The organism is Rhodococcus sp. 5G237 (assembly GCF_053764735.1).
In genome coordinates this window covers 407,790-433,918 of sequence record NZ_JBSNCD010000003.1, presented here as the reverse complement: position 1 = coordinate 433,918, position 26,129 = coordinate 407,790, and the positions used below count along the sequence as shown (strand labels likewise).

The following is a 26,129-nucleotide window of genomic DNA, read 5'->3' as shown; positions in this document are numbered from 1 at the left end:
GGAGCGCCCGCGGGCAATTCCTGTTACCGGAACTTCGTGGAAAATCGGTCACAGGGGTTGCATGTGTCACACTGCGAGGCGGATTCTCTACTGCACCGTATGTAGATCTACTCACTTCGATGGGGGTTCGAGGGATGTCTGTAACGGATCAGGTCCGGTTGCCCGGGCACGACCGTCGGGGGGACGGTGAGAACGCTCCGCTCTTCGTGGTGGACGGGAAGCCCGCGTCCGTTCCGCTGCGCGATCTGCCGGCCGTGGCCCGCAAACTCGTGGCGCACTTCGCCGACAACGTGGCTCCGTGTTCGCTCCGACCGGGGGAATCACTGCGCGGCGACGTCACCGAGGTCACCGTGCGTTGCCTGCGCATCGCAATTCATCTCCTCGACTCCGGAGAACTGCCGTCCGACGCGGAGCTCGCCGACCTGCGCAGCAGCGCCGCACAGTGGGCCCGCGCCGGATTCCGGCTCGAGTACATGCTCCGGATCTACCACGAAGGCATCCGCCTCGGTTGGGAGCTGGTCACCGATCGGGCCCGGGAGGGCGACGTCTCCTCCGTCGCCGACGCGTCCCGCCTGTGGATGGCCCTGCTCGAGAAGGTCACCGTCGCCGCGACCACCGGTTTCGTCGCCGAACTCGACGCCATCCGCCGCGAACGCGACGTCGCCGCGCAGGAACTGGTCACCGCGCTGCTGAGCGGGCAGGACGCCGCGGCGGTCGCGCAGCGCTCCGGGCTGGTGCTCGCCGACACCTACACCGTGCTCGCGGTCTCGCTCACCCGGCATCCCGACGAACGCAATCCGCACGTGCGGCCGGAGGTCGTCGCGCGGCGCACCCTGCGGCGGGTCGAGACCGAACTCGAAGCGATCTGCGAGGGTCGCCATCTCGCGATGCTCGGTCCCGAGGGCGGCACCGTCCTGCTCCCCGAATCACCCACGACCGAGGCGATCGAGGAGTTCCGGCAGCGTATCGAGACCGTCGCGGGGGTGTCCGTCACGATCGCTCTCGTCCACGCTCCCGTCCGGGAGGTGCCCACCGCCGCGAAGCAGGCCCACGAGTTGCTCGATCTCGTGCGACGGCTCGGCCGTCCGGTCGGGGCCTACGGCATGAAGGATCTGGCCCTCGAATACCAGCTCACCCGGCCCGGACCGGCACGCCGCCACCTCGCGCGCGTACTCGACCCACTCGACGAATCACCCGAACTCGTCGAGACGCTGGAAACGCACATCGCCCACGACCTCAGTCGTCAGCTCACGGCCAAGACCTTGCACGTCCACGCGAACACCGTCGACTACCGGCTCAAGCGGGTCGCGCAACTCACCGGCTTCGACCCCACCCGGCCCTCCGGTCTGCGGCAACTGCAGGCGGCGCTGATCGCTCGACGACTCGAACTGGAGAGCTCCGAACAGGGCTGATATCGCATCGGATTCGGCTTCCCGAGGTCTGTCGGTCTATATCATCGGTCTCGGGCGACCGAGGGGCGTCACCCGGAGTGAACGCGAGGGGGCCGACGCATGGCGGGGGAATCCGAACCGTCCGAGTCGGATCCGCCGAGCCGTCGTGGCGGCGCGCGTGGGGGTGCACGGCCGGACAGGAGTCGGCAGGGCAGGGGTCGTGCGCGCTGGCTCGTCGTTGCCGCGATCCTCGTCCTCGCGGCCGGATCCGTCGCCTTCCTCGTCGTGGAGGGGCAGAGCGGGTGCGACGACTCCGAGCGCTACACCGTGGCGGTCACCGCGGACCTCGCACCCGTGATCGAGGAGATCGCGGTATCCGGATGCACCGAATTCGAGGTCGTCGAACAGGAACCGGGCGAGGTGTCGGCGCGACTGGCGACCGACGACGTTCCCGACCTGTGGCTCCCGGCGGGCGGTTGGTGGGCGTCGTGGGCGGGTGAGACCGCTACCGGCCCGGTGCGCACGGTGTCGACCCCTCTCGCCACCACGCCGCTCGTGATCGCGGGCGCGCCGGGCACCGTCGAACCGGCGGCCGACTGGCAGGAGGCCCTGTCCGATCCGGATCTCGTCTTCGGCAACCCACTGCGCTCCGGCCCCGCGGCGGGAGCCATCCGCGCGGTGCTGGCGGAGGCCGCCGACGACCCCGTCGCGATGGGCACCGTCCGTCCCGTCATGGCGCCGCTCGCCGAGCGGGAGGGGGTCCGCGACGAGGAGGTGCCCACCGGATCGACGCTGCTCGAGGAGACCGTCGCGAACGGCGGGACGGTGGTGAGCACCGAACAGCAGGTCGAGGCCTATCGCAGCGTCCACGAACGCGAACTGGGCATCGAGGTACCCGCCACCGGGACGCTGCTCGTGGACTATCCGGTGATCGTGACCGCGCGCGGGGAGAGACACGACGCCGCGGCGGCCGCCGCGACCGCGCTGACCGACGCGCTGCACACCTCCGAAGGGCTCGACAGGCTGGCCCGTCACGGCTTCCGGGGCGGAGGCGGACGGCCCCTGCCCGACGACCGCGGTGTGGGCGCGGTGCCGGTGCTCGAACTCGACGACGAGACCGTCGCCGAGGAAGCGATGAATGTGTGGGCGTTGCAGGCCCTTCCCGTGCGCACCGTGTTCGCGGTGGACGTCTCCGCTTCGATGAACCGCAATCTCGGCGACGAGAGCCGGATCGAACTGGTCCGACGCGCCGCGACCGCCGCCAACGAGGTCCTGCCCGGGAACGTCTCGGCCGGCCTGTGGTTCTTCGGCGGCAGAGTGAGCGACTATGCCACCTTGCCGAACGACCGGGCCGAACCCTCGGGGGACTACATCATGGCGGCCCCGATCCGGCGCTTCGATGCCGTGGTGGACGGCGGGACCCATCGCGACCGGCTCACCGCGCTCGTCGCGCAGATGGCCGGCACGGCCGACGAGACCACCGCGCTCTACGACACGATCCTCGCGGCCTTCCGGTACGTGCAGGACAGCTACGACCCGCGAGCGGCCAACAGTGTCGTCGTGGTGACCGATGGTGCCGACGACGGCTCCGAGATCTCGAAGGACGAACTGCTCGCCGTCCTCTCGAACGAGAACGATCCGTCCAGGCCGGTCCGGATCGTGACGATCGGACTCGGCGAGGACGTCGACACCGCGACCCTCGAGCAGATCGCTGCGGCGACCGGAGGGGTGAACTACCGGACGAGCGATCCGCTCGACATCACCGAGCTCGTGCTCACTGCGCTGGCCGATCGGACGGGTGGCTGACGGCCGTCCTGTCGTGGGTGCGGTGCCAGATCAGGCCGAGCGCCGTGATGATCAGGAACAGCACGAAGGTCGACGCGAGCTGGACCCGGGCCGCGCTGTCGGACAGCATCAGCACGATGAAGCCGATGAGCATCGCGAGCGTGAACCAGCTGAGATAGGGGAACAGCCACATGCGCAGGCGAATGGTGCCCTCGCGCTCGAACTTGCGACGCAACCGCAGATGCGAGACGACGATGAACAGCCAGATCGCGATGAGCGCCGATCCGACGGCGTTGAGCAGGATCCCGAGAATGGTGTCGGGCAGCAACCAGTTGAGCCATACGCTGACGAAGCCGAAGAACACCGAGACGAGCACCGCGTTGCGGGGCACTCCGTGGTGGGTGAGCTTGCTGAGCCAGGCCGGGCCGTCGCCGCCGCGCGCCAGCGAGTAGGCCATGCGGGAGGTGCCGTAGACGTTGGCGTTGAACGCCGACAGCAGCGCGATCACCACGACGAGTTCCATGAAGCCGGACGCGTAGGGGAGGCCGGCGATGTCGAGCACCGAGACGAACGGGGACGTCTCGCCGCTCGCCGCGGTCCACGGCAGCACGAGCACCATGATCGAGATCGACCCGAGGTAGAAGATCGAGATACGCCAGACGACGCTGCGCACGGCGGTCGCGATGGACCGTTCCGGGTCCTTCGATTCGGCCGCGGCGATCGTGACGATCTCGATGCCGCCGAACGCGAAGGCCACCGCGAGCAGGCCGGCCGCGATGCCGGCGATGCCGTTGGGCGCGAAACCGTCGCCGTCGCCGAGCAGGTGCGTGGTGCCGACGGGTTCGGTGCCGGGGAGCAGGCCGAACACGAGCAGGATACCGATCACCAGGAACCCGAGGATGACCGCGACCTTCAGGGCCGCGAACCAGAACTCGAATTCACCGAAGTTGGCGACCCGCGCGAGGTTGACCACCGCGAAGAAGGTGACGAACACCAGCGCGACCACCCATTGGGGTACGCCCGGTAGCCACGACTGCACGATCGCGGAGGCGCCGGTGATCTCGACACCGAGCACCATGATCAGCATGAACCAGTACAACCAACCCATGCTGAATCCGGCCCAGCGGCCGATTCCGATGCGTGCGTAGTGGGAGAACGAACCGCTCACCGGCAGCGCGGCACCCATCTCGCCGAGCATGCGCATCACGAAGATGATCATCACGCCGGCGAGCAGGTACGACACGATGATGGCCGGACCGGCGGCGGCGATACCCACTCCGGAACCGAGGAACAGGCCCGCGCCGATGGCGGAGCCGAGTCCCATCATGGTCAGATGACGGACCTTCAGGCCGCTCCCGAGATGTTCGACCTCGGAAGCCGGCCGCTGGGTTTCACTCACAGTTTCTCGGTTCCGAATCTGTCGTGGGGTGCAGAGCTAGTCGTTGGCGTGCAGAGCCGCGTTCAGTTCGACTCCGCTGCCCTTGTTCGGCACGACCTCGACCGCGCCGCTCACCGAGTTGCGTCGCAGCAGGAGGTTGGACGCGCCGCTGAGGGTCGCGGCCTTGACGACGGTGCCGTCCGGGCCGGTGACCTTGGTGCCGGCGGTGACGTACAGGCCGGCCTCGACGATGCAGTCGTCCCCGAGCGAGATGCCCACGCCCGCGTTCGCGCCGAGCAGGCAGCGCTTGCCGACGGAGATGACCTCCTTGCCACCACCGGAGAGGGTGCCCATGATCGAGGCGCCGCCACCGATGTCGGAACCGTCGTCGACGACGACACCCGCGGAGATGCGGCCCTCGACCATCGAGTTGCCGAGCGTGCCGGCGTTGAAGTTGACGAAGCCCTCGTGCATGACGGTGGTGCCGGACGCGAGGTGCGCGCCGAGGCGGACGCGGTCGGCGTCGGCGATGCGGACACCGGCGGGAACGACGTAGTCGACCATGCGGGGGAACTTGTCGACACCGAAGACGGTCACCGGTCCGCGGATGCGCAGACGCGAGCGCACGGTCTCGAAGTTCTCGAGCGAGCACGGGCCGTAGTTGGTCCACACGACGTTCGCGAGCAGACCGAAGATGCCGTCGAGGTTGAGTCCGTGCGGCTGGACGAGACGGTGCGACAGCAGGTGCAGGCGCAGGTAGGCGTCGTGAGTGTCGACGGGCGGCTTCGACAGGTCTGCGATATCGGTGCGCACCACGACCTGCTGGACCTCGCGCGCCTCGTCGTGACCGGCGAGCAGGGCGAGATCGGACGGGATGTCCGTACCCTCGAGTCGCGTGGTTCCGGTCTCGCTCGGCTCGCCGAGGGCGGGTGCCGGGTACCACGTGTCGAGGACGGTCCCGTCCTCCGTGATGTTCGCGATGCCTACTGCTGATGCTCCGTGTGCACTCACGGGTGAGAAGCGTACGCGAGGCGGTCCTGCGCCTGTGTCCCCCCTGAGAAAATCGTGTGCGGGGTCTGAGGGACGGACGCGTTTCGTATCGTGCAGGTATGCCCGTACCGCAGCTGGACCTGCACGCCGACCCCGTCGAACTGACCGCCGCGCTCGTCGACATCCCGAGCGTGTCGCAGGACGAGACGCTCATCGCCGACGCCGTGGAAGTGGCCCTGCGGGAGCAGACCGACGGCTTCGAGATCGTGCGCAACGGCAACTGTGTCCTGGCGCGGACGAACCGCGGGCTCGGCAGCCGCGTGATGCTCGCCGGCCACCTCGACACCGTCCCGATCGCCGACAACGTGCCGTCGCGGCGCGACGGCGACCTGCTGTGGGGCTGCGGCACCTCCGACATGAAGGCCGGCGACGCCGTCTTCCTGCACCTCGCAGCGACCGTCACCGATCCCGCTCACGACCTGACGATCGTGATGTACGACTGCGAGGAGATCGCGGCCGCGTACAACGGGCTCGGCCGGATCGAGACCGAACTGCGCGACTGGCTCGACGCGGACGTCGCGATCCTCGGCGAACCTACCTCGGGTGAGATCGAGGCCGGTTGCCAGGGCACCCTGCGGGTGCGCATCACGACCGACGGCGTGCGGGCACATTCGGCGCGCTCCTGGCTCGGCGACAACGCGATCCACAAGCTCGCTCCCGTGCTCGACCGTCTGGCCCGCTACGAGGCACGGTCGGTCGACATCGACGGCTGTGTGTACCGGGAAGGACTGTCGGCCGTGCGCATCGAGGGCGGTGTCGCCGGGAACGTGGTGCCCGACGCCGCTGCGCTCGACGTGAACTTCCGGTTCGCCCCGGATCGCAGCCCCGACGACGCACTCGCGCACGTCCGCGAGGTCTTCGACGGTCTCGCGATCTCGATGGAACTCACCGACATGTCGCCCGGCGCGCTGCCCGGACTGTCGAACCCGGCCGCGGCCGCGCTCGTCGAGGCCGCCGGCGGGAAGTTCCGGGCCAAGTACGGCTGGACCGACGTCTCGCGGTTCGCCGCGCTGGGGATTCCGGCCGTCAACTACGGGCCGGGCGACCCGAACCTCGCGCACAAGCGCGACGAGCACGTCGAGGTCGGTCGGATCACCGAGGTGACCTCCGTTCTGCGCTCCTACCTCACCCGATAACGTGACCGCCATGTCCGGCGACAACTCCTCCTCCGAACGTGGCTCCCGGCGCGAGGTCGTGCACCAGGGTCCGGTGCAACTGCGTGGTTCTCTCGCCCGCGAGGCGACGACGATGGACCAGCGGCTGCTCGATCGCCGCGGCCCGTCCGACTGGGTGCACACCGATCCGTGGCGTGTACTGCGGATCCAGAGCGAGTTCGTCGAAGGCTTCGGTGCGCTCGCCGAGGTGCCCCGCGCCGTCACCGTCTTCGGATCGGCACGCACCCCGGCCGGTCACGAGGAGTACGAGATCGGCCGCGAGCTCGGCGCCGCACTCGTCCACGCCGGATACGCCGTCGTCACCGGTGGCGGCCCGGGCGCGATGGAGGCGGCCAACCGCGGTGCCAGCGAGGCCGGGGGACTGTCGATCGGACTGGGGATCGAGCTGCCCTTCGAGCAGGGCCTCAACGAGTGGGTCGATCTCGGACTGAACTTCCGGTACTTCTTCGCGCGCAAGACGATGTTCGTGAAGTACTCGCAGGCGTTCGTGTGCCTGCCCGGCGGTTTCGGGACGCTCGACGAGCTGTTCGAGGCACTGACCCTCGTGCAGACCCGCAAGATCACGCAGTTCCCCATCGTGCTGTTCGGTTCGGAGTACTGGAACGGCCTGGTGGGATGGTTGCGCGAGACCCTGGTCCGCGGCGGCAAGATCTCGCCCGCCGATCTCGACCTCCTCTTCGTCACCGACAGCGTCGAGGAGACGGTGGACATCATCCTCGAGGCGCATCGCGGCGAGGACGAGAACGAACTGTACGGAAACGGGAGTGGATGGTGACCGAAGCTCTGTCGGTCTGTGTGTACTGCGCGTCGGGCCCTGTCGACCAGAAGTTCCTCGAACTCGCCGCCGCGGTCGGCACCGAGATCGGCCGACGGGGCTGGCAGCTGGTCTCCGGCGGCGGCAACGTGTCGATGATGGGCGCGGTCGCCGACGCGGCCCGCGCGGCGGGGGCGCACACGATCGGGGTCATTCCCAAGGCGCTCGTGCACCGCGAGGTCGCGGACGTCGACGCCGACGAGCTGATCGTCACCGAGACGATGCGCGAGCGCAAACGCATCATGGAGGACCGCGCCGACGCCTTCCTGACCCTGCCCGGCGGCATCGGAACCCTCGAGGAACTGTTCGAGACGTGGACCGCGGGGTATCTCGGTATGCATGACAAGCCGGTGGTCCTGCTCGATCCCACGGGGCACTTCGACGGCCTGCTCGGCTGGCTCGGATCGATGGTCGACACCGGTTTCGTCGCGCAACGCGCACTCGACGGTCTCGCGGTCACCACCGACCTCGCCGATGCGCTCGACCGGTGCGCTGCGCCGTACGCGGCGGTCTGAGGTGTTCCACTTCGGCGCGCGCTTATCTACTCTTCGGTAAGTTCGGGGGAACGCCATGGGTGTCGCCCGAGCGAGCCCGCCCGTCCCCGACGTCGCCGTGAGGAAATGTGTCGTGACCACTCGATCCGATCGAGACAATGCCCCCGTCGTGTCCCTGCCCGGACTCGTCTCGAAACTGCCCCGGATGGCCCCCGATCTCCCCATCGTGTTGCGCGGAGCAGTCGGGATGACCCGGAAGCCGACCGCCCGCGAGACGATCGGGTCGGTCTTCCAGAAGCTCGCCGAGCGTCACCCGGAGCGGCCCTTCATCCGGTTCGAGGGCGCCACCATCGGGTACGGCGAGGCCAACGCTCGGGTCAACCGGTACGCAGCGGTGCTCGCCGATCGCGGTGTCGGCAAGGGCGACGTCGTCGGCATCCTCATGGGCAACCGGCCCGAGACCCTGCTGGTCGCGCTGGCCGCGGTCAAGCTCGGCGCGGCCGCCGGCATGCTCAACATCAACCAGCGTGGTGAGGTGCTCGAGCACAGCCTGTCGCTGCTCGACAGCGCCGCCCTCGTGATCGGGGAGGAGTGCGAGGAGGCCGTCGACTCCCTCGGCGGCGAACCGCAGGCCCGCACCGTGCTGCGCTTCGACGAACTCGACACCGCCGCCCGCGACGCCGACGCGTCGAATCCCGCCGTCACCGAGGACCTGCGGGCGTCCGAGACGGCCTACTACATCTTCACCTCCGGCACGACAGGACTGCCGAAGGCCAGCCGCATGACGCACTTCCGGTGGCTGAAGTCGATGTCGGGCCTCGGCAGTCTCGGTGTGCGCCTGCGCCGCACCGACGTCCTGTACTCCTGCCTGCCGCTCTACCACAACAACGCTCTGACGGTCGCGTTGTCCTCGGTGCTCGCTGCCGGGGCCACCTTCGGGCTCGGCCGGAAGTTCTCGGCGTCCAACTTCTGGGACGACGCGGAGCGCAACGGCGCCACGGCCTTCATCTACATCGGTGAGATCTGCCGCTACCTGCTCAACCAGCCGCCGCGGGAGGACGACGCCGATCACGGGATCCGCCTGGCCGTCGGCAACGGTCTGCGTGCCGAACTGTGGGACGAGTTCACCGAACGCTTCGGCATCGACCGCGTCGCGGAGTTCTACGGCGCCAGCGAATGCAACATCGCCTTCATCAACGCGCTCGACCAGAAGCGCACCGCCGGCATCTGCCCGCTGCCCTACGCCGTCGTCGACTACGACCCCGATTCCGGGCAGGCGCGCCGCGGTGACGACGGCCGCCTGAAGAAGGTCGGCAAGGGCGAGGTCGGACTGCTCCTCGCGAAGGTCACCTCCCGCGCGCCCTTCGACGGATACACCGATCCCGAGGCCACCGAGAAGAAGTTGCTGCGCGACGCGTTCTCCGACGGCGACGTCTGGTTCGACACCGGCGACCTCGTCCGCGACCAGGGCTGGATGCACGTCGCGTTCGTCGACCGGCTCGGCGACACCTTCCGGTGGAAGGGCGAGAACGTCGCGACCACGCAGGTCGAGGCCGCGGTGTCGTCGCACGAGACGGTCGCCGAGGTCGTCGTCTACGGCGTAGAGGTCGATGGGGCCGACGGCCGCGCCGGGATGGCCGCGATCACCCTGAAGGAGGGCGCCGAGCTCGACGGAGCGGCGCTCGCGAAGTCGCTGCACGACGCGTTGCCGGACTACGCGGTCCCGCTCTTCGTCCGCATCGTCGACGAGCTCGAGTACACGACGACCTTCAAGAGCCGGAAGGTCGATCTGCGCAAGCAGGGCTACTCCGAGACCGGTGAGGACGAGGTGTACGTGCTCGCGAGTCGCAGCGAGGGCTACCGGCCGATCTTCGACGGCTTCGTCGACGGCATCGCGCGGGGAGAATTGCCCGCTCGCTGAGCATGTCAGGATGGGATCATGAGCGGCCCCGCGACCGAAGTCGACGAGCAGACCCCCGTGACCCGTCCCGGTCCGGCACCGTCCACCCTGTGCGGGCGCCCCGTCGCCACCGACCGGGCGCTCGTCATGGCGATCGTCAACCGCACCCCGGACTCGTTCTACGACCGGGGAGCGACCTTCGAGGACGACGCGGCGCTCGCCGCCGTCGACCGCGCGGTGGCCGAGGGTGCCGACCTCGTCGACATCGGCGGGGTGAAGGCCGGGCCGGGTGAGGTCGTCGACAGCGACGAGGAGATCCGGCGCGTCGTGCCGTTCGTCGCCGCCATCCGCGAGCGGTATCCGGATGTGCTCATCAGCGTCGACACCTGGCGCAGCGAGGTCGCGCGTCGCGCCGTGGGCGAGGGCGCCGATCTGATCAACGACACGTGGGCCGGTGCCGATCCCGAACTCGTCGCGGTCGCCGCCGAGCTCGGGGCCGGCATCGTCTGCTCCCACACCGGCGGTGCCGTCCCGCGCACCCGGCCGCACCGCGTGCGGTACACCGACATCGTCGGGGAGGTGGTCGCGGAGGTCGTCGCCGCCGCGGACGCCGCCGCCCGCGCCGGCGTTGCGAGCGACTCGATCCTCATCGATCCGACCCACGATTTCGGAAAGAACACCCATCACGGACTCGCTCTGTTGCGGCACGTGGACGTTCTTGTAAAAACCGGGTGGCCTGTGCTTATGGCGCTGAGCAACAAGGACTTCGTGGGGGAGACTCTGGGAGTCGAACTCGCCGACCGGTTGGAGGGCACATTGGCAGCGACAGCTCTGGCCGCAGCGGCCGGCGCACGGATGTTCCGGGTACACGAGGTGGCAGCCACACGTCGGGTGGTCGACATGGTCGCGGCGATCGCGGGCACACGCCCGCCGGCGCGCACGGTGAGGGGGTTGGCATGAGTGCACCTGTACGCACGTGGAACGAGGCCAACAGCTGGGATCGGCCCGCCTGGGCGATCGACGAGCTGATCGCGGCCAAGGCCGGCCGCACGGTGACCGTGGTGTTGCCCGCCCTCAACGAGGAGGAGACCGTCGCGGGAGTGATCGACACGATCCACCCGCTGCTCGGCGGTCTCGTGGACGAATTGGTGGTCCTCGATTCGGGTTCCACCGACGAGACCGCCTCCCGGGCGCGGGCGGCGGGTGCCCGCGTCATGTCCAGGGAGGAGGCGGTACCGGGCATCGAACCGGTCCCGGGCAAGGGCGAGGTGCTGTGGCGGTCGCTCGCCGCGACCTCCGGCGACCTCATCGCCTTCGTCGACTCCGATCTGATCGATCCCGATCCGGCCTTCGTGCCGAAACTGCTCGGGCCCCTGCTGCTCGGCGACGGTGTGCACCTCGTCAAGGGGTACTACCGGCGTCCCCTGCGCACCGGTGGTGGCGAGGACGCCCACGGTGGTGGCCGCGTCACCGAGCTCGTCGCACGGCCGCTGCTCGCGGCACTGCGACCGGAGCTGACCTGTGTGCTGCAACCGCTCGGCGGTGAGTACGCGGGCACGCGGGAACTGCTCGAATCGGTTCCGTTCGCACCGGGTTACGGGGTGGAGATCGGGTTGCTGCTCGACACCTACGACCGGTTCGGTCTCCACGCGATCGCGCAGGTCAACCTCGGGGTCCGCAAGCACCGCAACCGGCCGCTGTCCGAACTCGGGGCGATGAGCCGGCAGATCGTGGGCACGATGCTCTCGCGATGCGGGATCCCCGATTCGGGGGCGCCGCTCACCCAGTTCCTGGTGGAGGGCGACGCGTTCGTCCCGTTCGACACCTCCGTCGATCTCACCGACCGGCCACCGATGGTGACGGTCACCGGCTGAACCGGCCGTCCGGCACCGGCCCCGGCCGGTGTCGGACGCTCGTGCCAAGATCGGAGCATGCTCACGGTTCTGCTGTACGTGCTCGTGATGGCGGGCGTCGCCGCCGTGCTGTTCTTCGTCGCGAGCGCCGTCTTCGGCCGGGGTGAGACGTTGGCGCCGCTGCCTCCGGGCACCACCGTCACGGTGCTGCCGGCCACCGACGTCACCGGCACCGACATCCGCGACCTGCGGTTCCAGCAGACCGTGCGGGGTTACAAGATGAGCGAGGTCGACTGGGCGCTCGATCGTCTCGCCCGCGAGGTCGACGAGCTGCGGGTCCGTCTCGCCGACGCCGAGGCCCGCGCGGCGGGAGAGTCGGTCGACGGTGCCGGGCAGGACGTCGGGGCAGAAGAGCTCGAAGCGGAGGACGTTCCGGAGAGCGCATCGTCGGAGTCGACGGGGGAGTCGCGATGACGGCCGACGAGCAAGGACCCGTGGTCGACACCGACGAGCACGCTGCCGTAACCGATGCCGACGACCGCGTGCGGTGCCCGTGGGCGGTCGACGGTCCCGGTTCGTCGCTCTACCGCGACTATCACGATTACGAGTGGGGCCGGCCGCTCCACGGCCGCGACGAGATGTTCGAGCGGCTCTCCCTCGAGGCGTTCCAGTCGGGATTGTCGTGGCTGACGATCCTGCGCAAGCGGGAGGCCTTCCGCGCGGCATTCCAGGGCTTCGACGTCGAGGCGGTCGCCCGCTTCACGGAGGCCGACGTCGAGAGGTTGCTCGCCGACCCCGGCATCGTGCGCAACCGCCGCAAGATCGAGGCGGTGATCGCCAACGCGCGGGCCGTGCTCGAACTGCCCACCGACCTCGACGAGCTGCTGTGGTCGTTCGCACCGCCGCGACGCGCGCGACGGTCGGTAACGGTCGAGGAGATTCCGGCAGTGACGCCGGAGTCCACGGCGATGGCCCGTGAGCTGAAGCGTCACGGCTTCCGGTTTGTGGGCCCTACCACCGCATATGCGCTGATGCAGGCCACCGGGATGGTCGACGATCACCTCGAATCGTGCTGGGTGTCACTCGACCCGTAGAACCCGGAGGAGTCTCTTACCCAGGAGTCAGCTACGCGCACGTATTCCGGATAGGGAAGAATGAGAAGGTGCGCGTCGCCGCGACCGGCGATGCAACCACACGGTAACCCACGCGCCCGGCGGTCGGGTGCAGATTTGGAGGGAGCAGAGGATGGCGGCCATGAAGCCCCGGACCGGGGACGGTCCCCTCGAAGCAACCAAAGAGGGACGAGGAATCGTCATGAGGGTTCCACTCGAGGGCGGCGGACGTCTGGTCGTCGAGCTCACGCCGGAAGAGGCTGCGGCACTCGGCGACGAACTCAAGAGTGTCACCAGCTGATCGGCCCCTCTCAGGGCACTCCGGGCCCCGCGCTTCTCGGCGCGCGGGGCCCGGTGTCGTCCTGAGAACACGATCGGAGGCGCGATGCTCGCCGACGTGATCGACCTTCTCGCGTGCCCTCACTGCGAGTCCGCGCTCGACCTCGACGACAACGTCGTGATGTGCGATCGCGGGCACAGCTTCGACGTCGCACGCCAGGGCTACGTGTCGCTGCTCGCCGGCGGTTCGACGCCGTTCACCGGCGACACCGCCGACATGATCGCCGCCCGCGCCGACTTCCTCGGTGCCGGGCACTACGACCCCATCCGCCGCGCGGTAGCCGACGCCTGCGTCGACACGGCCGATGCGGTGGACACTGCCGATTCGGTGGACGCACCCGCCGACGCTGCGATCCTCGAGGTCGGGGCCGGTACGGGGCAGTACCTCGCGTCCGTGCTCGACGCCCTGCCGGCAGCGCGCGGCATCGGACTCGACGTCTCCAAGCCCGCGGTGCGCCGCATCGCCCGCAGCCATCCCCGGACCGGAGCGATCCTCGCCGACGCGTGGCAACGACTGCCCGTGAAGTCGGCCTCGCTCACCCATGTGCTGTCGGTGTTCGCGCCGCGCAACGCTGCCGAGAGCCACCGCGTGCTCGCCCCCGGCGGAACGCTCGTCGTCGCGACACCCACCTCGGAGCATCTGCGCGAACTGGTCGCGCTACCCGGCATGGTGAGCGTGGACGACCGGAAGACCGAGCGGCTCTCGTCCGCCCTGTCGGGACGTTTCGAGCGGGCGGGACGGACGGACGTGCGCTTCACGGCCGCATTCCCGCGCGAGGCGCTCGGCCTCGTCGCGGGGATGGGCCCGTCGGCCCACCACGTGACCTCCGACCGGCGTGCGGAGTTGCTGGCCTCTCTGCCCGACCCGTTCGACGTGACGGTGTCGGTCACCGTCACCACGTGGCGACGGGTCGGGACGGCCGACGAACCTAGCGCGCCGTGATCACCTGCTGGTAGACGGAGACGGTCTGACGGGCGATCTGCGCCCACGAGAACTCGCTGACGGCGCGGTCGCGTCCGGCCCGGCCCCACTGTGCGGCCCGGTCGCGGTCGCGCGCGACGTCGTTGACGGCGTCGGCCAGTGCACGCTCGTAGGTCGCGGTGTCGAACGCGTCGTAGTGCACCAGGCGCCCGGTGATCCCGTCCTGCACCACCTCCGGGATGCCTCCCACGTCGGAGGCCACCACGGCGGTCTCGCAGGCCATCGCCTCGAGGTTGACGATCCCCAGCGGCTCGTACACCGAGGGGCAGACGAAAACCGTTGCCGCCGAGAGAAGTTCGCGGACCGATGCGGTGGGCAGCATCTCGCGCACCCAGTGCACCCCGTCGCGGGCCTCCTGCAGGGCGGCCACCGCGCGTTCGGTCTCGGCGGCGATCTCGGGGGTGTCGGGCGCGCCGGCACACAGGACGAGCTGGATATCGGGATCGAGGTGGTGCGCCGCGGCGATCAGGTGCCCGACGCCCTTCTGCCGGGTGATGCGGCCCACGAACACGACGATCGGGCGGTCCGGATCGAGACCGATGCGGGTGACGACGGACTCGTGGCCCGGCTCGGCCGGACCCGGATGCCAGACGGCGGTGTCGATCCCGTTGCGCACCACGTGGACCCGAGCAGGATCGACGAAGGGGTAGGCGTCGAGCACGTCGAGGCGCATCCCGTCGCTGACCGCGATGATCGCGTCGGCGTACCGGACGGCGTTGCGTTCGGACCAGGAGGAGATGCGGTAACCGCCGCCGAGCTGCTCGGCCTTCCACGGCCGTCGCGGCTCGAGGGAGTGCGCGGTGAGGATGTGCGGGACATCGTGGAGTTCGGCGGCGAGATGACCGGCCAGCCCGGTGTACCAGGTGTGCGAGTGCACCACGTCGACTCCGGCCGCGGCGTGCGCCATGCGCAACCCGGCGGACAGGGTCGTCAGGGCGGGATTGGCGTCGCGCAGTGCCGGGTCGGGGGAGTGCACGAACGCGGTGTCGCGCGGTGCACCCGTGCAGTGCACGTCGACCTCGACCAGTCGACGCAGTTGTTCGACGAGTTCGGTGACGTGGACTCCGGCCCCGCCGTACACCTCAGGCGGATATTCCCGCGTCATCATTGCCACCCTCACCGCCTCAAAGTAGCGGGCCGCGCAGGTTCCGGCCACCCGGCCCCGACACTCCGATCGGCGTCGAGATTCCGCTTCGCTGGCGGTGGCCTGGGTCGGGGGATAGGTTGAAGCGTGTGAGGAGCCAGCCCCATGTGCTTGGAATCGTTCTCGCCGGCGGCGAGGGCAAACGTCTGTATCCGCTGACCGCGGACAGAGCCAAGCCGGCAGTGCCGTTCGGGGGCGCGTACCGCCTCATCGATTTCGTGCTCAGCAATCTCGTGAATGCCGGTTACCTGCGCATCTGCGTTCTCACGCAGTACAAGTCGCACTCCCTCGACCGGCACATCTCGCAGACCTGGCGCCTGTCCGGATTCACCGGTGAGTACATCACCCCGGTGCCGGCCCAGCAGCGACTCGGTCCCCGCTGGTACACCGGCAGCGCCGACGCGATCCTGCAGTCGCTCAACCTGGTCTACGACGAGGATCCCGAGTACATCGTGGTCTTCGGCGCCGACCACGTGTACCGGATGGACCCCGAGCAGATGGTGCGCCAGCACATCGAGTCGGGAGCCGGTGTCACCGTCGCCGGTATCCGCGTCCCGCGGAGCGAAGCCTTCGCGTTCGGCTGCATCGACAGCGACGAGAGCGGCAGGATCACCCAGTTCCTCGAGAAGCCCGCACACCCGCCCGGAACGCCCGACGACCCCAACGTCACGTTCGCGTCCATGGGCAACTACGTCTTCACCACGAAGGTCCTCGTCGAGGCGCTGCGGGCCGACTCGGAGAATCCCGACTCCGACCACGACATGGGCGGCGACATCATCCCCGCGCTCGTCGAGCAGGGCGAGGCCCACGTCTACGACTTCAACGACAACGTCGTCCCGGGCGCGACCGAACGCGACCGTGCCTACTGGCGCGACGTCGGTACGCTCGACGCCTTCTACGACGCCCACATGGACCTCGTGTCGGTCCACCCGATCTTCAATCTCTACAACCGGCGCTGGCCCATCCGCGGTGCCGCCGAGAACCTGCCGCCCGCGAAGTTCGTACAGGGTGGTCTGGCGCAGGAATCGATCGTCGGTGCCGGCAGCATCCTGTCGGCCGCCACGGTCCGCAACTCGGTGCTCAGCTCGAACGTCATGGTCGACGACGGAGCGACCGTCGAGGGCAGCGTGCTCATGCCCGGTGTGCGCATCGGCAAGGGTGCGGTCGTGCGACGAGCGATCCTCGACAAGAACGTCGTCGTCGGCGACGGCGAGATCATCGGCGTCGACCTCGAGCGCGACCGTCAGCGGTTCGCGGTCAGCAACGGTGGTGTCGTCGCCATCGGCAAGGGCATCTGGATCTGAGACTGTGCCTGCTCCGAAGCCGGACGCCGGGGCGCACCGCGCAGATCAGCTGAGGCGCACCGCCGCAGATCAACTGAGGCGCACCGCGCAGAGCAGGCCGTCGCCGAGCGGCAGGACCACCGGGGCGAGGCGCTCGTCGTCGGACACCGCGCGGGTGGCCTCGCGCACCGCGAGCACCGTCGCGTCGCGGGCGGCGGGGTCGGCGACCCGTCCGTCGAGCAGGGCGTTGTGCAGAACGATCACGCCACCGGGCCGGAGCAGACGCACGCCCTCGCGCACGAAGTGCGGATGGTCGGCGGGGGTCGCGTCGACGAAGACCATGTCGTAGCCGGAGTCGGCGAGTCGCGGCAGCACGTCGAGCGCGCGGCCGTTGATGAGCCGGGTGCGCGACGCCACGATGCCGGCCTCGCGGAAGGCGATCTTCGCGGCCCGCTGATGTTCCGGTTCGCTGTCGATCGTGGTGAGCACGCCGTCCTCGCGGAGGCCGTGCAGCAACCACAGCCCGCTCACACCCGCACCGGTCCCGATCTCCACTACCGTCTTCGCGTCGAGCATGCGGGCGAACATCGCGAGGGTGGCTCCGACGGAGGGGGACACCGGGTCGGCGCCCAGATCTTCGGCACGGTCACGCGCCGCGGCGAGCTCGTCGTCCTCGACGACGATGTTCTCGGCGTGGGTCAGGATGCGATCGGCGTTGGTCTGCACCTCACTGAGGCTATCCTCGGCGATTCGTTCGCGCAGGCAGGCGCGCACGGAGTGGTGCCGTCAGTTGTGTGATTTCGGCGGATGAACATGCCCGGACCGGTTTTCTCAGCGACGTTTCAGGTTACTCATACGGCGGCCACATGGCCGCGAGGAAAACTGACACTCGACGAACCGGACGATCGCACCGGTTCACGACTTCGAGGACGCACCGGCCTCGTGGAACGTTCCTGTGAAGGAATATTCCCTGCAGGTCGCGTGTTGTAGGCCCCGAAGCCCGTATGACTGCGGTCCCGACGAGGAGGATCCACCGATCCACATGACCCGATCCCACACCGTTCCCGAGAACGACGCCTCGGCGCTCGACGCTGCCTTCGAGGCGGACCTGAGCGGCACCGCGGCGTTCGATGCCACCGGGGACCGCGCGGCGATGCCGTCGTGGGACGAACTCGTTCGTGAGCACGGCGACCGTGTCTACCGACTCGCCTACCGTCTTTCCGGCAACGCTCAGGACGCGGAGGATCTCACGCAGGAGACCTTCATCCGCGTCTTCCGGTCGTTGCAGAACTATCAGCCCGGCACTTTCGAGGGCTGGTTGCATCGCATCACCACGAACCTCTTCCTGGACATGGTGCGCCGCCGGAACCGCATCCGGATGGAAGCGCTCCCGGAGGACTACGATCGGGTACCGGCCGCAGGGCCGAACCCCGAGGAGATCTACCACGACGCGCGTCTCGGCGCCGACCTGCAGTCCGCTCTGGACTCGCTCGGACCCGAGTACCGTGCCGCGGTGGTGCTCTGTGACATCGAAGGTCTGTCCTACGAGGAGATCGGTGCCACACTGGGGGTGAAACTCGGTACGGTACGTAGTCGTATCCACCGAGGCCGCCAGGCACTCCGCGAGTACCTGCGCGAGCATGGAAAGGTCGAAAACGGTCGCGTCGATGCGGGGTAGCCGCCGGGAGGTAGTGATGACGATGGTGCAACCACCTCGCAGGTTCGGCTCCACTGAACATCTCGCCAGCGAGGCAGTTGCCGCTTTCGTCGACGGCGAACTGCGCATGGCGGCCTACATGCGGGCCGCCCAGCACCTGTCGATGTGTCCGGAGTGTGCCGCCGAGGTCGAAGCCCAGCAGCAGGCCCGCCACGCACTGCGGTCCGCTGCCGATCACGTACCGCGTATGCCGAGTTCACTGCTCGGGACGCTCAGCAACATCCCTTCACACCTGTGCGATCCATCCCCGCACCCGCAGGCAGAGGAAGGCTTCGCCGCGCGCCGCTGGTCGATTCTCCGGCGCCGGTGACCGGACGGGCGGTAACAGGTGATCCGATGCCATCGGTGATACTGGGCTGCGTGACGGACCTAGACGGGGGAGACGGGCACGCGTGACGGCCGAATCTGCGCAGCACACCGAACGACGAGCCGGCGACGATCCTCGTCGCGACGACGAGCTGCCCCATGCCTCATCCGGTAAGGACTCGTCGGGAAGAGGCTCGTCCGGCAACGCCTCGTCGGGTGGGTCCGACGGAGCGATCACGCGCCCTGATGACGCTCCCCGCCTCGAACCCCGGCCCGTCTACCGACCCACCGTCGACCAGGCATCCGCACGGGTCTTCGGACGCCCGCCCGGTGCCGAGGGCTCGTTCGACTCCTCGGTCCATCCCCGCGTCGTCGACCCGCGCGTCCAGCAGGCGCCCCCGACCGACGCGATCCTGGCCGAGGCCTACGGACGTCCGTCCGACGCCGACGAGACACTCCAGCGTCCTCCCGCTCAGCCCGCAGCCGAGACCGAGGACGACACCGAACCCGATCCGTGGCGCGACCCCGACTCCGCGGTGCGGCTCGGTCCGCCCCTGGCCGGGGAGGCCGAGGAGAAGGAACTTCCCCCGGCCCCCGGACTCACCCTGCGTGAGGTGTTGTTCGACCGCCGCGTCCAACCCCGCGCACTCGCGACCTTGGCCGCGGTGGCCGTCGTGATCGGCATGGTCGGCGGACTCGTCGTCGCGCTCGCGACCGCCGACAACGGTTCGCTGACCAGTCGCGGAGTGACGCTGAGCCAGTCGGGTCCCGACGAGGAACTGCCGACCGGCGCGGTCGCGCGTGTCGCCGACACCGTGCTGCCTGCGGTCGTCTCCATCCAGACCACCGTCGGTGGCGACGCCGGCACCGGCTCGGGCGTGGTGATCGACGGCGCCGGCTACATCGTCACCAACAACCATGTCATCTCGATGGCCGCCGGAAATCCCGACGCGAAGGTGCAGGTCACCTTCGACGACGGCACGAAGGTGCCCGCCTCGATCGTCGGACGCGACATCAAGACCGACCTGGCCGTGCTCGCCGTCGAGAACGTCGACAACCTGGTCGTCGCCGAACTGGGCCGCTCCGAGGACGTCCAGGTGGGCGAGGACGTCGTCGCGGTCGGTTCGCCGCTCGGCCTGAGCAAGACCGTCACCCGCGGCATCGTCAGTGCGCTGCACCGGCCCATGCGGCTCAGCGGGCAAGGCACCGACACCGACGCGGTGATCGACGCCGTCCAGACCGACGCCTCGATCAACCCCGGCAACTCCGGCGGCCCCCTCATCGACATGGAGGGTCGCGTGATCGGCATCAACTCCGCGATCAAGTCGGAGACCGGCGGTTCGGTGGGTCTGGGCTTCGCGATCCCCATCGACGACGTCACCGAGGTGGCGCAGGAGCTGATCCGCACGGGCGAGATGCGGCACCCGGACATCGGCGTGAACGCACGCTCGGTCGTCAACGACGTCGCGAGCGGCGCGGAGGTCGCCAACGTCCGTCAGGACAGCCCGGCCCAGCGCGCAGGCATCGTCGAGGGCGACGTCATCGTCAAGGTCGGCGACCGCGAGGTCACCAGCGCCGACGAGCTCGTCGTGGCGGTCCAGCAGCAGGAGATCGACGAGCCGATCACCGTCCAGCTCGTGCGCAACGGCCGCCTCGTCGACGTCGAGGTCACCCCCGTCTCCGACTGAACGGTCCCTGTCTCGGACCGAACGTCCCAGCCGCGTGATGTGAGCTTCCGCGTAGGTGCTGCGATCCGGACGAGACCACGTACCCTGGATGCGTGTTCGGCAACATCGGTTGGGGCGAGTTCCTGGTACTCATCGTGGCGGCCCTCGTGGTTCTCGGCCCGGAGCGCCTGCCCGGCGCCGTCTCGTGGGTGGCCAAGTCGCTGCGTCAGGTACGCGACTACGCCACGGGTGCGCGCGACCAGCTCAAGGAGGAACTCGGACCGGAGTTCGACGACCTGCGGCAACCCCTGTCCGAGCTGAACCAGCTGCGCGGCATGACACCGCGGGCCGTGATCACCAAGCATCTGCTCGACGGCGACGACTCGGTCCTCACCGGCAACTTCGACAAGCCGTCCTCGGCGGCCCCGGGAACGCCCACCAACGGCGCGAGCCGGCCGAACCTGTCGAAGCCGCTCGCCCCGGACGAGAAGCCGCCGATCGATCCCGACGCCACCTGACAGCTTTCCTACGATCGAGCCCCCGCCGTGAAGCACGGCGGGGGCTCGATCGATATCGGGGTTCTTACAGGTGACGCGTGGTGTCGATTCCCAGCGACATACCGGCCAGCCCGCGCTTGCGCACCGCCAACTTGTCGCTGACTTCCTTCAGCGCCACCGCGGGCGCCGAGTCGGGCGCCGCGAGGACGATCGGGGTACCGGAGTCGCCGGCCTCGCGCACGGCCGGGTCGAGCGGGATCTGACCGAGCAGCGGCACCGTCGCGCCCACCGCGCGGGTGAGACGCTCGGCGACGGCCTGACCGCCACCGCTGCCGAAGACGTCCATGCGGGTGCCGTCGGGCAGCTCGAGCCACGACATGTTCTCCACCACGCCGGCGATGCGCTGACGCGTCTGCAGCGCGATCGAACCGGCACGCTCGGCGACCTCGGCGGCGGCCTGCTGCGGCGTCGTCACGACGAGGATCTCGGCGTTCGGGATCAGCTGCGCGACGGAGATGGCGACGTCACCCGTGCCGGGCGGCAGGTCGAGGAGCAGGACGTCGAGGTCGCCCCAGAAGACGTCGGCGAGGAACTGCTGCAGCGCGCGGTGCAGCATCGGGCCGCGCCACACCACCGGGGTGTTGCCCTCGGTGAACTGGGCGATGGAGATCATCTTCACGTCGTGCGCGATCGGCGGCATGATCATCCGCTCGACCTGCGTGGGCTTGGCGGACGTGCCGAGCATGCGGGGGATCGAGTGACCGTAGATGTCGGCGTCGAGCACACCCACCGACAGTCCGCGCGCGGCCATCGCTGCGGCGAGGTTGACGGTGACCGACGACTTGCCGACACCACCCTTGCCGGAGGCCACCGCGTAGACACGCGTGAGCGACCCGGGCTGGGCGAACGGGATGACGGGCTCGGTGGAATCGCCGCGCAGCGACTTGCGGAGCTCGGTGCGCTGCTCGTCGCTCATCACGTCGAGGGTCACGCGCACCTCGCCCACACCGGCGACGTCGGCGACGGCCTTGGTGACGCGCTCCGAGATCTCGGTGCGCATGGGGCATCCGGCCGTGGTCAGATAGATCGCCACATCGACGCTGCTGTCGGCGCCGATCTCGACGCTCTTGACCATTCCGAGATCGGTGATGGGCTTGCGGATCTCCGGGTCCTGGACCCGTGCGAGCGCACTGCGGACGTCGGACTCACTGACTGCCATGACGCCCATGGTAGGCGGCATGCCGCTCGCCACCGGATACGGGTCGACGACCACCTCCGGTCATCAGTGGATGCGGGGGAGATCCGCGGGGCTCGGGTCGATGCCGGTGGAGTAGGCCGTCGACCAGGCGAGCACGTTCGCCACGTAGGCCATCGAGTTGTTGTAGCGGTGGATCGCCTTCGTCGAGTGCGCGAGGTTGCGCATGTCGAGGCCACCGTCGCACAGGTACTTCGCGGTGGTCAGCGTCGAGTCGTACAAGTTCTGGGGATCGGAGACCCCGTCGCCGTTGCCGTCGCCCGCGTACTGGTTCCACGTGGTGGGGATGAACTGCATCGGCCCGACCGCGCGGTCGTAGACGGTGTCGCCGTCGAGGGCGCCGCCGTCGGTGTCGTGGATGACGGCCTGGCCGGGCAGGCTGCCGTTGAGCGGCAGGCCGATGACGGGCTCGAGCAGGTTGCCTTTGTCGTCGGCGTGACCACCGTTGGCGTGTCCGGACTCGACGCGGCCGATGCCGGCGAGGAGCGTCCAGTGCATGCCGCAGGCGGGATTCTCCTCGGCGAGGACGCGCTCGGCGTTGCGGTAGGCGGCGTAGTTGATCCCGGGGATGCCGAGCGGGCCCTCCTGGAGGACCTCGGGCTCGGGTTCCGGCGCGGGGGCGGCTTTGAAGGTGCGCACGGGTGCCGGTTCGGGCTCGAGCATGATCGTCTGCACGGCGGCGACCGCTTCGGGAACCACGGCGGCGAGGTCGGCCGAGTCGGTCGACGACGCCGTCGGCTCGGTCTCGTGGTGAGCTGCACCCATCAGCGCTCGCGGCGACGCACCCGCGGTGGTCGCGGCTGCGGCGACCAGTCCGACCGGAACGAGTCCGGTCATCGCGATGACGGAATTTCGCCGAAGCTTCGAATCCGACGGTTTGGCGTGGCGGCCCAATGGATAACCCTCCCTCGGGTGCCTCGGAACGAGACACCTTCGTTACGTGCCGGGCCGAGGCTACAGCATTCGATGCTTTTCCGTTACTCAAACGTGATGTAACGGGGGTGCAGGCGTACTGCTGTGGCCCATCCGTGCTGGTCCGATGGGTCGGGTGGGGTGAAAGAAAAAGATGACGACACGCGTGTCGCGCGTGTCGTCATCTCGCGTGTGTGCCGGGAGTTACTCGCAGAAGGCGGGCACCAGACATGGGAGTTCGGGCAACTCCGGCATCGGCGGCGGAGCCGGGATGTTCTGTTCGGGTGCCTGCTGGGCCGGAGTGTCGGCGGGCGCTTGCTGGGCCGGAGTGTCGGTCGGCTGAGGTGTCGACTCCGGAGCGGGCGCGGTGACCGCCGGAGCCGGCGCGGGAGCCGCGACATCCGCGGCGTTCGGAACCGGCCGCGCCGGAATCGGAGCGAGATCGGCGGGAGCCACCTCGGCGGCCTTCGAATACGCACCGGACCAGTGCCGGACGTTCGCCAGATAGTCAGGTGACGGATCGACCGACGCCACCGCCCGCGCCTCACCGTCCGGCTCGCGCAGGTTTCCGCCCTCCGCACACATCCGGGCACCGGCGGCCAGGGTCGCGTCGAAGATGTTCTGCGGATCGGCGGTGCCGTCCGCGTTGCCGTCGGCGGAATACTGCTCCCACACCGCGGGGGCCAGGCGCATCGGCCCGAGCAGTCCCTCCGGGGTGACGACCGGCGTGGTCAGCGTGCCCAGGATGTCGGTGCGTCCTCCGTCGGCGTGTCCGGAGCTCAGGCGCCCGACGGCCGCGAGCAGGTTCCACGGCAGGCCGCACTCGGGGGAGTCGATGGCCAGCTGCATCTCGGCCGCGCGGTAGGCGTAGAAGACGAGTTCGGGGATCGCGAGTGGCCCGTCGCCGAGAACGGCCGCACCTCCTGCCGCGGCCAGGGCGTCGGGCGGAAGCTGGGCGAGCGGGTCGCTCGGGCTGCGCAGCGGTTGCGCCTCGCGCATCTCGCCGGGAAGCACGCCCACCGCCGGGGTGGCGCTCGGCTCGGTCTCGGCGGACGTCGTCTCCGCCACCACTGTCGCCGACGACGCTGTCGCCGCGAGTCCGGCAGCGACGATCACCGGCATCGCCAGCGCGACCTTCCACCGCACGCGATCACCCTCCTCCGGTCGTCCGTCCGACTGCTGTGACGAAGGTTACAGAAGGATGTCGGGTTGTGTGCAACCGGGCGTGCCGGACAACAGGACGGGGGCCCTCAGCGACGAGGTCCGCGGGTGCGCGGAGTGCCGGCGTCGTCCTCGTTCTCGTCGTCGACCAGCAGGGCGCGCAGGTCGTCGAGTTCGCGACGCAGATAGTCGCGGGTCGCGACCTCGCCCACCGCGAGTCGCAGCGCCGCGAGTTCGCGTGCCAGGAACTCGGTGTCGGCCTTGGTCTGCTCGGCGCGGGCGCGGTCCTCCTCGAGCGACACGCGGTCGCGGTTCTCCTGCCGGTTCTGCGCCAGCAGGATCAACGGCGCGGCGTAGGCGGCCTGTGTCGAGAAGGCCAGGTTGAGAAGGATGAAGGGATAGGGATCCCACTGCAGTCCGACCGCGGCGATGTTGAGAGCGATCCACACGATGACGACGATCGTCTGGATGGCGAGATAGCGGCCCGTTCCGAGGAATCGGGCGATCGACTCGCTGACCCGGCCGACCGCCTCGGCGTCGAAGTTGAAGCGGAACCTCGATGCCTGGGGGGTCTCGAGGCGCGAGCGGCCCTGCGTGCTGCGGTCACTCATCCTCGATGTCCTCCTCGCGCCAGTCCTCCGGCAGCAGATGGTCGAGCACGTCGTCGACGCTCACCGCGCCGAGCAGGTGCCCTTCGTCGTCCACCACCGGACCGCAGACCAGGTTGTACGTCGCGAAGTACCGGGTGACGGTGGTCAGGGCGTCGTCGGGGGCCAGGCGCGGCAGGTCGTCGTCGACGACCCCTCCCACCAGGCTCGCAGGCGGTTCCCGGAGCAATCGTTGCAGATGGACACAGCCGAGGTACTTGCCGGTGGGTGTCGCGGTGGGCGGTCGCACGACGAAGACCATCGACGCCAGGGCCGGACTCAGATCCGGATTGCGGGCGCGGGCGAGCGCTTCGGCCACCGTGGTCGCCGGCGTCAGCACGACCGGTTCCGGGGTCATCAGACCACCGGCGGTGTCGGGGGAGTGCTCGAGCAGGCGGCGCACCGGCTCGGAGTCCTCGGGGTCCATGCGTTGCAGGAACGACTCGGCGTCCGTGGCGGGCAGCTCACCGAGGAGGTCGGCGACGTCGTCGGGATCCATCGCCTCGAGCACCGCGACCGCCCGGTCGAGACCGAGCTGGGTGAGCAGGTCGGTCTGATCGTCGGAGGGCAGCTCCTGCACGATGTCGGCGAGGCGTTCGTCGTCGAGTGCCGCGGCGACCTCGGTGCGTCTCTTGATCGGCAGGTCGCGCAGGGCGTTCGCGACGTCCGGCGGGCGCATGTCCTCGAACTGCAGGAGCAACTGCGCGACACCCTGTCCGGGCATCGACAGTGCCTGCTGGGTGAGTCCGTGCACGTGCGGCCATTCCACGATGTGGATGGGGGAGCGGCGCGCGAGCCGGCCGCGATGGCGACGCACCGCGACCCGGGCGACGACCCAGTCGCGGGTGCGCATGAGCTCGAGCCCCAGATCCACCACGACGGCGTCGACACCCATCAGGTCCGGCAGCTCCGGGTCGTCGACGCGCACACGCGAATCGAGGACCTGACCGAGGGCGAGCACCTCCGAGGGTCGCTGCGTGAACCGGCGCAGACTGACGTTGCCGGTGACGAGGGTGACCGCGCCGGGCTCGATCGCGGTCACGCGCAGCATCGGGACGAAGATCCGCTTGCGGGTGGGCAGTTCGACGACGAGCCCCAGCGCACGAGGAGGCTGACGCCCCACTCGTATGGTCAGCACGACATCGCGGACGCGGCCGATGGACTCGCCGTCGGGGCCGAGAACGACCAGTCCGGCCAGCCGCGCGACGAAGACCTTGCTCACTGCTGCCATGATTGCCAGGCTAGAGCGTGCGCACGCTGTTCCCGG

Annotated in this window: 26 protein-coding genes; 17 read left to right on the top strand and 9 right to left on the bottom strand. The window is 69.3% G+C overall.

Annotation, left to right across the window (positions count from 1 at the left end; genetic code table 11):
• The first annotated feature begins 158 nt into the window (after positions 1-158).
• Positions 159-1,412 carry a PucR family transcriptional regulator gene (locus tag ACWPOC_RS08585; RefSeq protein ID WP_120281865.1) on the top strand — a complete coding sequence of 418 codons (1,254 nt, stop codon included), beginning with the start codon at positions 159-161 and terminating at the stop codon, positions 1,410-1,412.
• 99 nt (positions 1,413-1,511) lie between these two features.
• Positions 1,512-3,197, top strand: coding sequence for a substrate-binding domain-containing protein (locus tag ACWPOC_RS08580; RefSeq protein ID WP_230790800.1), 1,686 nt, complete (start codon positions 1,512-1,514; stop codon positions 3,195-3,197).
• Here the strand turns inward: ACWPOC_RS08580 and ACWPOC_RS08575 are convergent.
• Positions 3,166-4,503, bottom strand: a complete 1,338-nt coding sequence (locus ACWPOC_RS08575; protein WP_225623812.1) for an amino acid permease — start codon at positions 4,501-4,503, stop codon at positions 3,166-3,168. The genes ACWPOC_RS08580 and ACWPOC_RS08575 overlap by 32 nt on opposite strands.
• A gap of 108 nt (positions 4,504-4,611) precedes the next feature.
• Positions 4,612-5,565 (bottom strand): 2,3,4,5-tetrahydropyridine-2,6-dicarboxylate N-succinyltransferase, encoded by a 954-nt coding sequence (dapD, locus tag ACWPOC_RS08570; protein WP_060651706.1) that lies wholly within the window; start codon positions 5,563-5,565, stop codon positions 4,612-4,614.
• A gap of 98 nt (positions 5,566-5,663) precedes the next feature.
• On the opposite strand from dapD, the gene dapE reads away from it, so the two are divergent.
• The 10 genes from dapE (at position 5,664) to ACWPOC_RS08520 (ending at position 14,234) form a co-directional block, all read left to right on the top strand.
• Positions 5,664-6,740 carry a succinyl-diaminopimelate desuccinylase gene (gene dapE / locus ACWPOC_RS08565; protein ID WP_120281868.1) on the top strand — a complete coding sequence of 359 codons (1,077 nt, stop codon included), beginning with the start codon at positions 5,664-5,666 and terminating at the stop codon, positions 6,738-6,740.
• A gap of 10 nt (positions 6,741-6,750) precedes the next feature.
• A complete protein-coding gene (locus tag ACWPOC_RS08560; protein ID WP_006550564.1) occupies positions 6,751-7,554 on the top strand; it encodes an LOG family protein in 804 nt (267 codons plus the stop codon).
• Positions 7,548-8,108 carry an LOG family protein gene (locus ACWPOC_RS08555; RefSeq protein WP_120281869.1) on the top strand — a complete coding sequence of 187 codons (561 nt, stop codon included), beginning with the start codon at positions 7,548-7,550 and terminating at the stop codon, positions 8,106-8,108. Before ACWPOC_RS08560 ends, ACWPOC_RS08555 begins: the two co-directional genes overlap by 7 nt.
• Positions 8,109-8,256: 148 nt before the next feature.
• Positions 8,257-10,008 carry a long-chain-acyl-CoA synthetase gene (locus tag ACWPOC_RS08550; protein WP_159419299.1) on the top strand — a complete coding sequence of 584 codons (1,752 nt, stop codon included), beginning with the start codon at positions 8,257-8,259 and terminating at the stop codon, positions 10,006-10,008.
• A gap of 18 nt (positions 10,009-10,026) precedes the next feature.
• Complete coding sequence (gene folP, locus ACWPOC_RS08545) at positions 10,027-10,947, top strand: dihydropteroate synthase (protein WP_120281871.1); 921 nt, start codon at positions 10,027-10,029, stop codon at positions 10,945-10,947.
• Complete coding sequence (locus ACWPOC_RS08540) at positions 10,944-11,861, top strand: glucosyl-3-phosphoglycerate synthase (protein WP_159418899.1); 918 nt, start codon at positions 10,944-10,946, stop codon at positions 11,859-11,861. The genes folP and ACWPOC_RS08540 overlap by 4 nt, the downstream gene beginning before the upstream one ends.
• A 57-nt stretch (positions 11,862-11,918) precedes the next feature.
• Entirely contained in the window at positions 11,919-12,314 is a 396-nt protein-coding gene (locus tag ACWPOC_RS08535; protein ID WP_120281873.1) for a DivIVA domain-containing protein, read from the top strand.
• Complete coding sequence (locus ACWPOC_RS08530; protein WP_174247068.1) at positions 12,311-12,934, top strand: DNA-3-methyladenine glycosylase I; 624 nt, start codon at positions 12,311-12,313, stop codon at positions 12,932-12,934. The genes ACWPOC_RS08535 and ACWPOC_RS08530 overlap by 4 nt, the downstream gene beginning before the upstream one ends.
• A gap of 151 nt (positions 12,935-13,085) precedes the next feature.
• Positions 13,086-13,253, top strand: a complete 168-nt coding sequence (locus ACWPOC_RS08525) for a DUF3117 domain-containing protein (RefSeq protein ID WP_006554284.1) — start codon at positions 13,086-13,088, stop codon at positions 13,251-13,253.
• An 84-nt stretch (positions 13,254-13,337) separates the two neighbouring features.
• Entirely contained in the window at positions 13,338-14,234 is an 897-nt protein-coding gene (locus tag ACWPOC_RS08520; RefSeq protein ID WP_159418897.1) for a putative RNA methyltransferase, read from the top strand.
• On the opposite strand, the gene glgA is transcribed toward ACWPOC_RS08520, so the two are convergent.
• Positions 14,221-15,393 carry a glycogen synthase gene (glgA, locus tag ACWPOC_RS08515; RefSeq protein WP_120284064.1) on the bottom strand — a complete coding sequence of 391 codons (1,173 nt, stop codon included), beginning with the start codon at positions 15,391-15,393 and terminating at the stop codon, positions 14,221-14,223. The genes ACWPOC_RS08520 and glgA overlap by 14 nt on opposite strands.
• A 113-nt stretch (positions 15,394-15,506) precedes the next feature.
• Between glgA and glgC the strand changes: the two genes are divergently transcribed.
• Entirely contained in the window at positions 15,507-16,721 is a 1,215-nt protein-coding gene (gene glgC / locus ACWPOC_RS08510) for a glucose-1-phosphate adenylyltransferase (RefSeq protein ID WP_037190186.1), read from the top strand.
• Between the two features lie 69 nt (positions 16,722-16,790).
• Here the strand turns inward: glgC and ACWPOC_RS08505 are convergent, their stop codons facing one another.
• Entirely contained in the window at positions 16,791-17,426 is a 636-nt protein-coding gene (locus ACWPOC_RS08505; protein WP_159418896.1) for an O-methyltransferase, read from the bottom strand.
• 316 nt (positions 17,427-17,742) lie between these two features.
• On the opposite strand from ACWPOC_RS08505, the gene sigE reads away from it, so the two are divergent.
• From sigE to tatB, 4 genes are all read left to right on the top strand, one after another.
• Positions 17,743-18,378 (top strand): RNA polymerase sigma factor SigE, encoded by a 636-nt coding sequence (gene sigE / locus ACWPOC_RS08500; protein WP_120281875.1) that lies wholly within the window; start codon positions 17,743-17,745, stop codon positions 18,376-18,378.
• A gap of 16 nt (positions 18,379-18,394) precedes the next feature.
• Positions 18,395-18,727, top strand: a complete 333-nt coding sequence (locus tag ACWPOC_RS08495; RefSeq protein ID WP_060651698.1) for an anti-sigma factor family protein — start codon at positions 18,395-18,397, stop codon at positions 18,725-18,727.
• An 82-nt stretch (positions 18,728-18,809) separates the two neighbouring features.
• Positions 18,810-20,411, top strand: coding sequence for a S1C family serine protease (locus ACWPOC_RS08490; protein WP_120281877.1), 1,602 nt, complete (start codon positions 18,810-18,812; stop codon positions 20,409-20,411).
• A gap of 92 nt (positions 20,412-20,503) precedes the next feature.
• Entirely contained in the window at positions 20,504-20,908 is a 405-nt protein-coding gene (gene tatB / locus ACWPOC_RS08485) for a Sec-independent protein translocase protein TatB (RefSeq protein ID WP_120281878.1), read from the top strand.
• A gap of 64 nt (positions 20,909-20,972) precedes the next feature.
• On the opposite strand, the gene ACWPOC_RS08480 is transcribed toward tatB, so the two are convergent.
• The 5 genes from ACWPOC_RS08480 to ACWPOC_RS08460 form a co-directional block, all read right to left on the bottom strand.
• Positions 20,973-22,106, bottom strand: a complete 1,134-nt coding sequence (locus ACWPOC_RS08480; RefSeq protein ID WP_120284066.1) for an Mrp/NBP35 family ATP-binding protein — start codon at positions 22,104-22,106, stop codon at positions 20,973-20,975.
• 63 nt (positions 22,107-22,169) lie between these two features.
• On the bottom strand, positions 22,170-23,036 hold the full coding sequence (locus ACWPOC_RS08475; protein ID WP_455408409.1) for a lytic transglycosylase domain-containing protein: 867 nt from the start codon (positions 23,034-23,036) through the stop codon (positions 22,170-22,172).
• A 222-nt stretch (positions 23,037-23,258) separates the two neighbouring features.
• The gene (locus tag ACWPOC_RS08470; protein ID WP_159418894.1) at positions 23,259-24,200 is read right to left on the bottom strand and encodes a lysozyme family protein; all 942 of its coding nucleotides are present in this window, start codon (positions 24,198-24,200) and stop codon (positions 23,259-23,261) included.
• Between the two features lie 104 nt (positions 24,201-24,304).
• A complete protein-coding gene (locus ACWPOC_RS08465) occupies positions 24,305-24,826 on the bottom strand; it encodes a DUF1003 domain-containing protein (protein ID WP_120281881.1) in 522 nt (173 codons plus the stop codon).
• The gene (locus tag ACWPOC_RS08460; RefSeq protein ID WP_006554297.1) at positions 24,819-26,093 is read right to left on the bottom strand and encodes a magnesium transporter MgtE N-terminal domain-containing protein; all 1,275 of its coding nucleotides are present in this window, start codon (positions 26,091-26,093) and stop codon (positions 24,819-24,821) included. The genes ACWPOC_RS08465 and ACWPOC_RS08460 overlap by 8 nt, the downstream gene beginning before the upstream one ends.
• Positions 26,094-26,129 lie beyond the last annotated feature (36 nt).

Coding starts and splice junctions, on each gene's coding strand:
- ACWPOC_RS08580 (WP_230790800.1), top strand. CDS start 1,512: ATGGCGGGGGAATCCGAACCGTCCGAGTCGGATCCGCCGAGCCGTCGT.
- ACWPOC_RS08575 (WP_225623812.1), bottom strand. CDS start 4,503: ATGATGGGACTCGGCTCCGCCATCGGCGCGGGCCTGTTCCTCGGTTCC.
- dapE (WP_120281868.1), top strand. CDS start 5,664: ATGCCCGTACCGCAGCTGGACCTGCACGCCGACCCCGTCGAACTGACC.
- ACWPOC_RS08560 (WP_006550564.1), top strand. CDS start 6,751: ATGTCCGGCGACAACTCCTCCTCCGAACGTGGCTCCCGGCGCGAGGTC.
- ACWPOC_RS08555 (WP_120281869.1), top strand. CDS start 7,548: ATGGTGACCGAAGCTCTGTCGGTCTGTGTGTACTGCGCGTCGGGCCCT.
- folP (WP_120281871.1), top strand. CDS start 10,027: ATGAGCGGCCCCGCGACCGAAGTCGACGAGCAGACCCCCGTGACCCGT.
- ACWPOC_RS08540 (WP_159418899.1), top strand. CDS start 10,944: ATGAGTGCACCTGTACGCACGTGGAACGAGGCCAACAGCTGGGATCGG.
- ACWPOC_RS08535 (WP_120281873.1), top strand. CDS start 11,919: ATGCTCACGGTTCTGCTGTACGTGCTCGTGATGGCGGGCGTCGCCGCC.
- ACWPOC_RS08530 (WP_174247068.1), top strand. CDS start 12,311: ATGACGGCCGACGAGCAAGGACCCGTGGTCGACACCGACGAGCACGCT.
- ACWPOC_RS08525 (WP_006554284.1), top strand. CDS start 13,086: ATGGCGGCCATGAAGCCCCGGACCGGGGACGGTCCCCTCGAAGCAACC.
- ACWPOC_RS08520 (WP_159418897.1), top strand. CDS start 13,338: ATGCTCGCCGACGTGATCGACCTTCTCGCGTGCCCTCACTGCGAGTCC.
- sigE (WP_120281875.1), top strand. CDS start 17,743: ATGACCCGATCCCACACCGTTCCCGAGAACGACGCCTCGGCGCTCGAC.
- ACWPOC_RS08495 (WP_060651698.1), top strand. CDS start 18,395: ATGACGATGGTGCAACCACCTCGCAGGTTCGGCTCCACTGAACATCTC.
- ACWPOC_RS08480 (WP_120284066.1), bottom strand. CDS start 22,106: ATGGCAGTCAGTGAGTCCGACGTCCGCAGTGCGCTCGCACGGGTCCAG.
- ACWPOC_RS08465 (WP_120281881.1), bottom strand. CDS start 24,826: ATGAGTGACCGCAGCACGCAGGGCCGCTCGCGCCTCGAGACCCCCCAG.
- ACWPOC_RS08460 (WP_006554297.1), bottom strand. CDS start 26,093: ATGGCAGCAGTGAGCAAGGTCTTCGTCGCGCGGCTGGCCGGACTGGTC.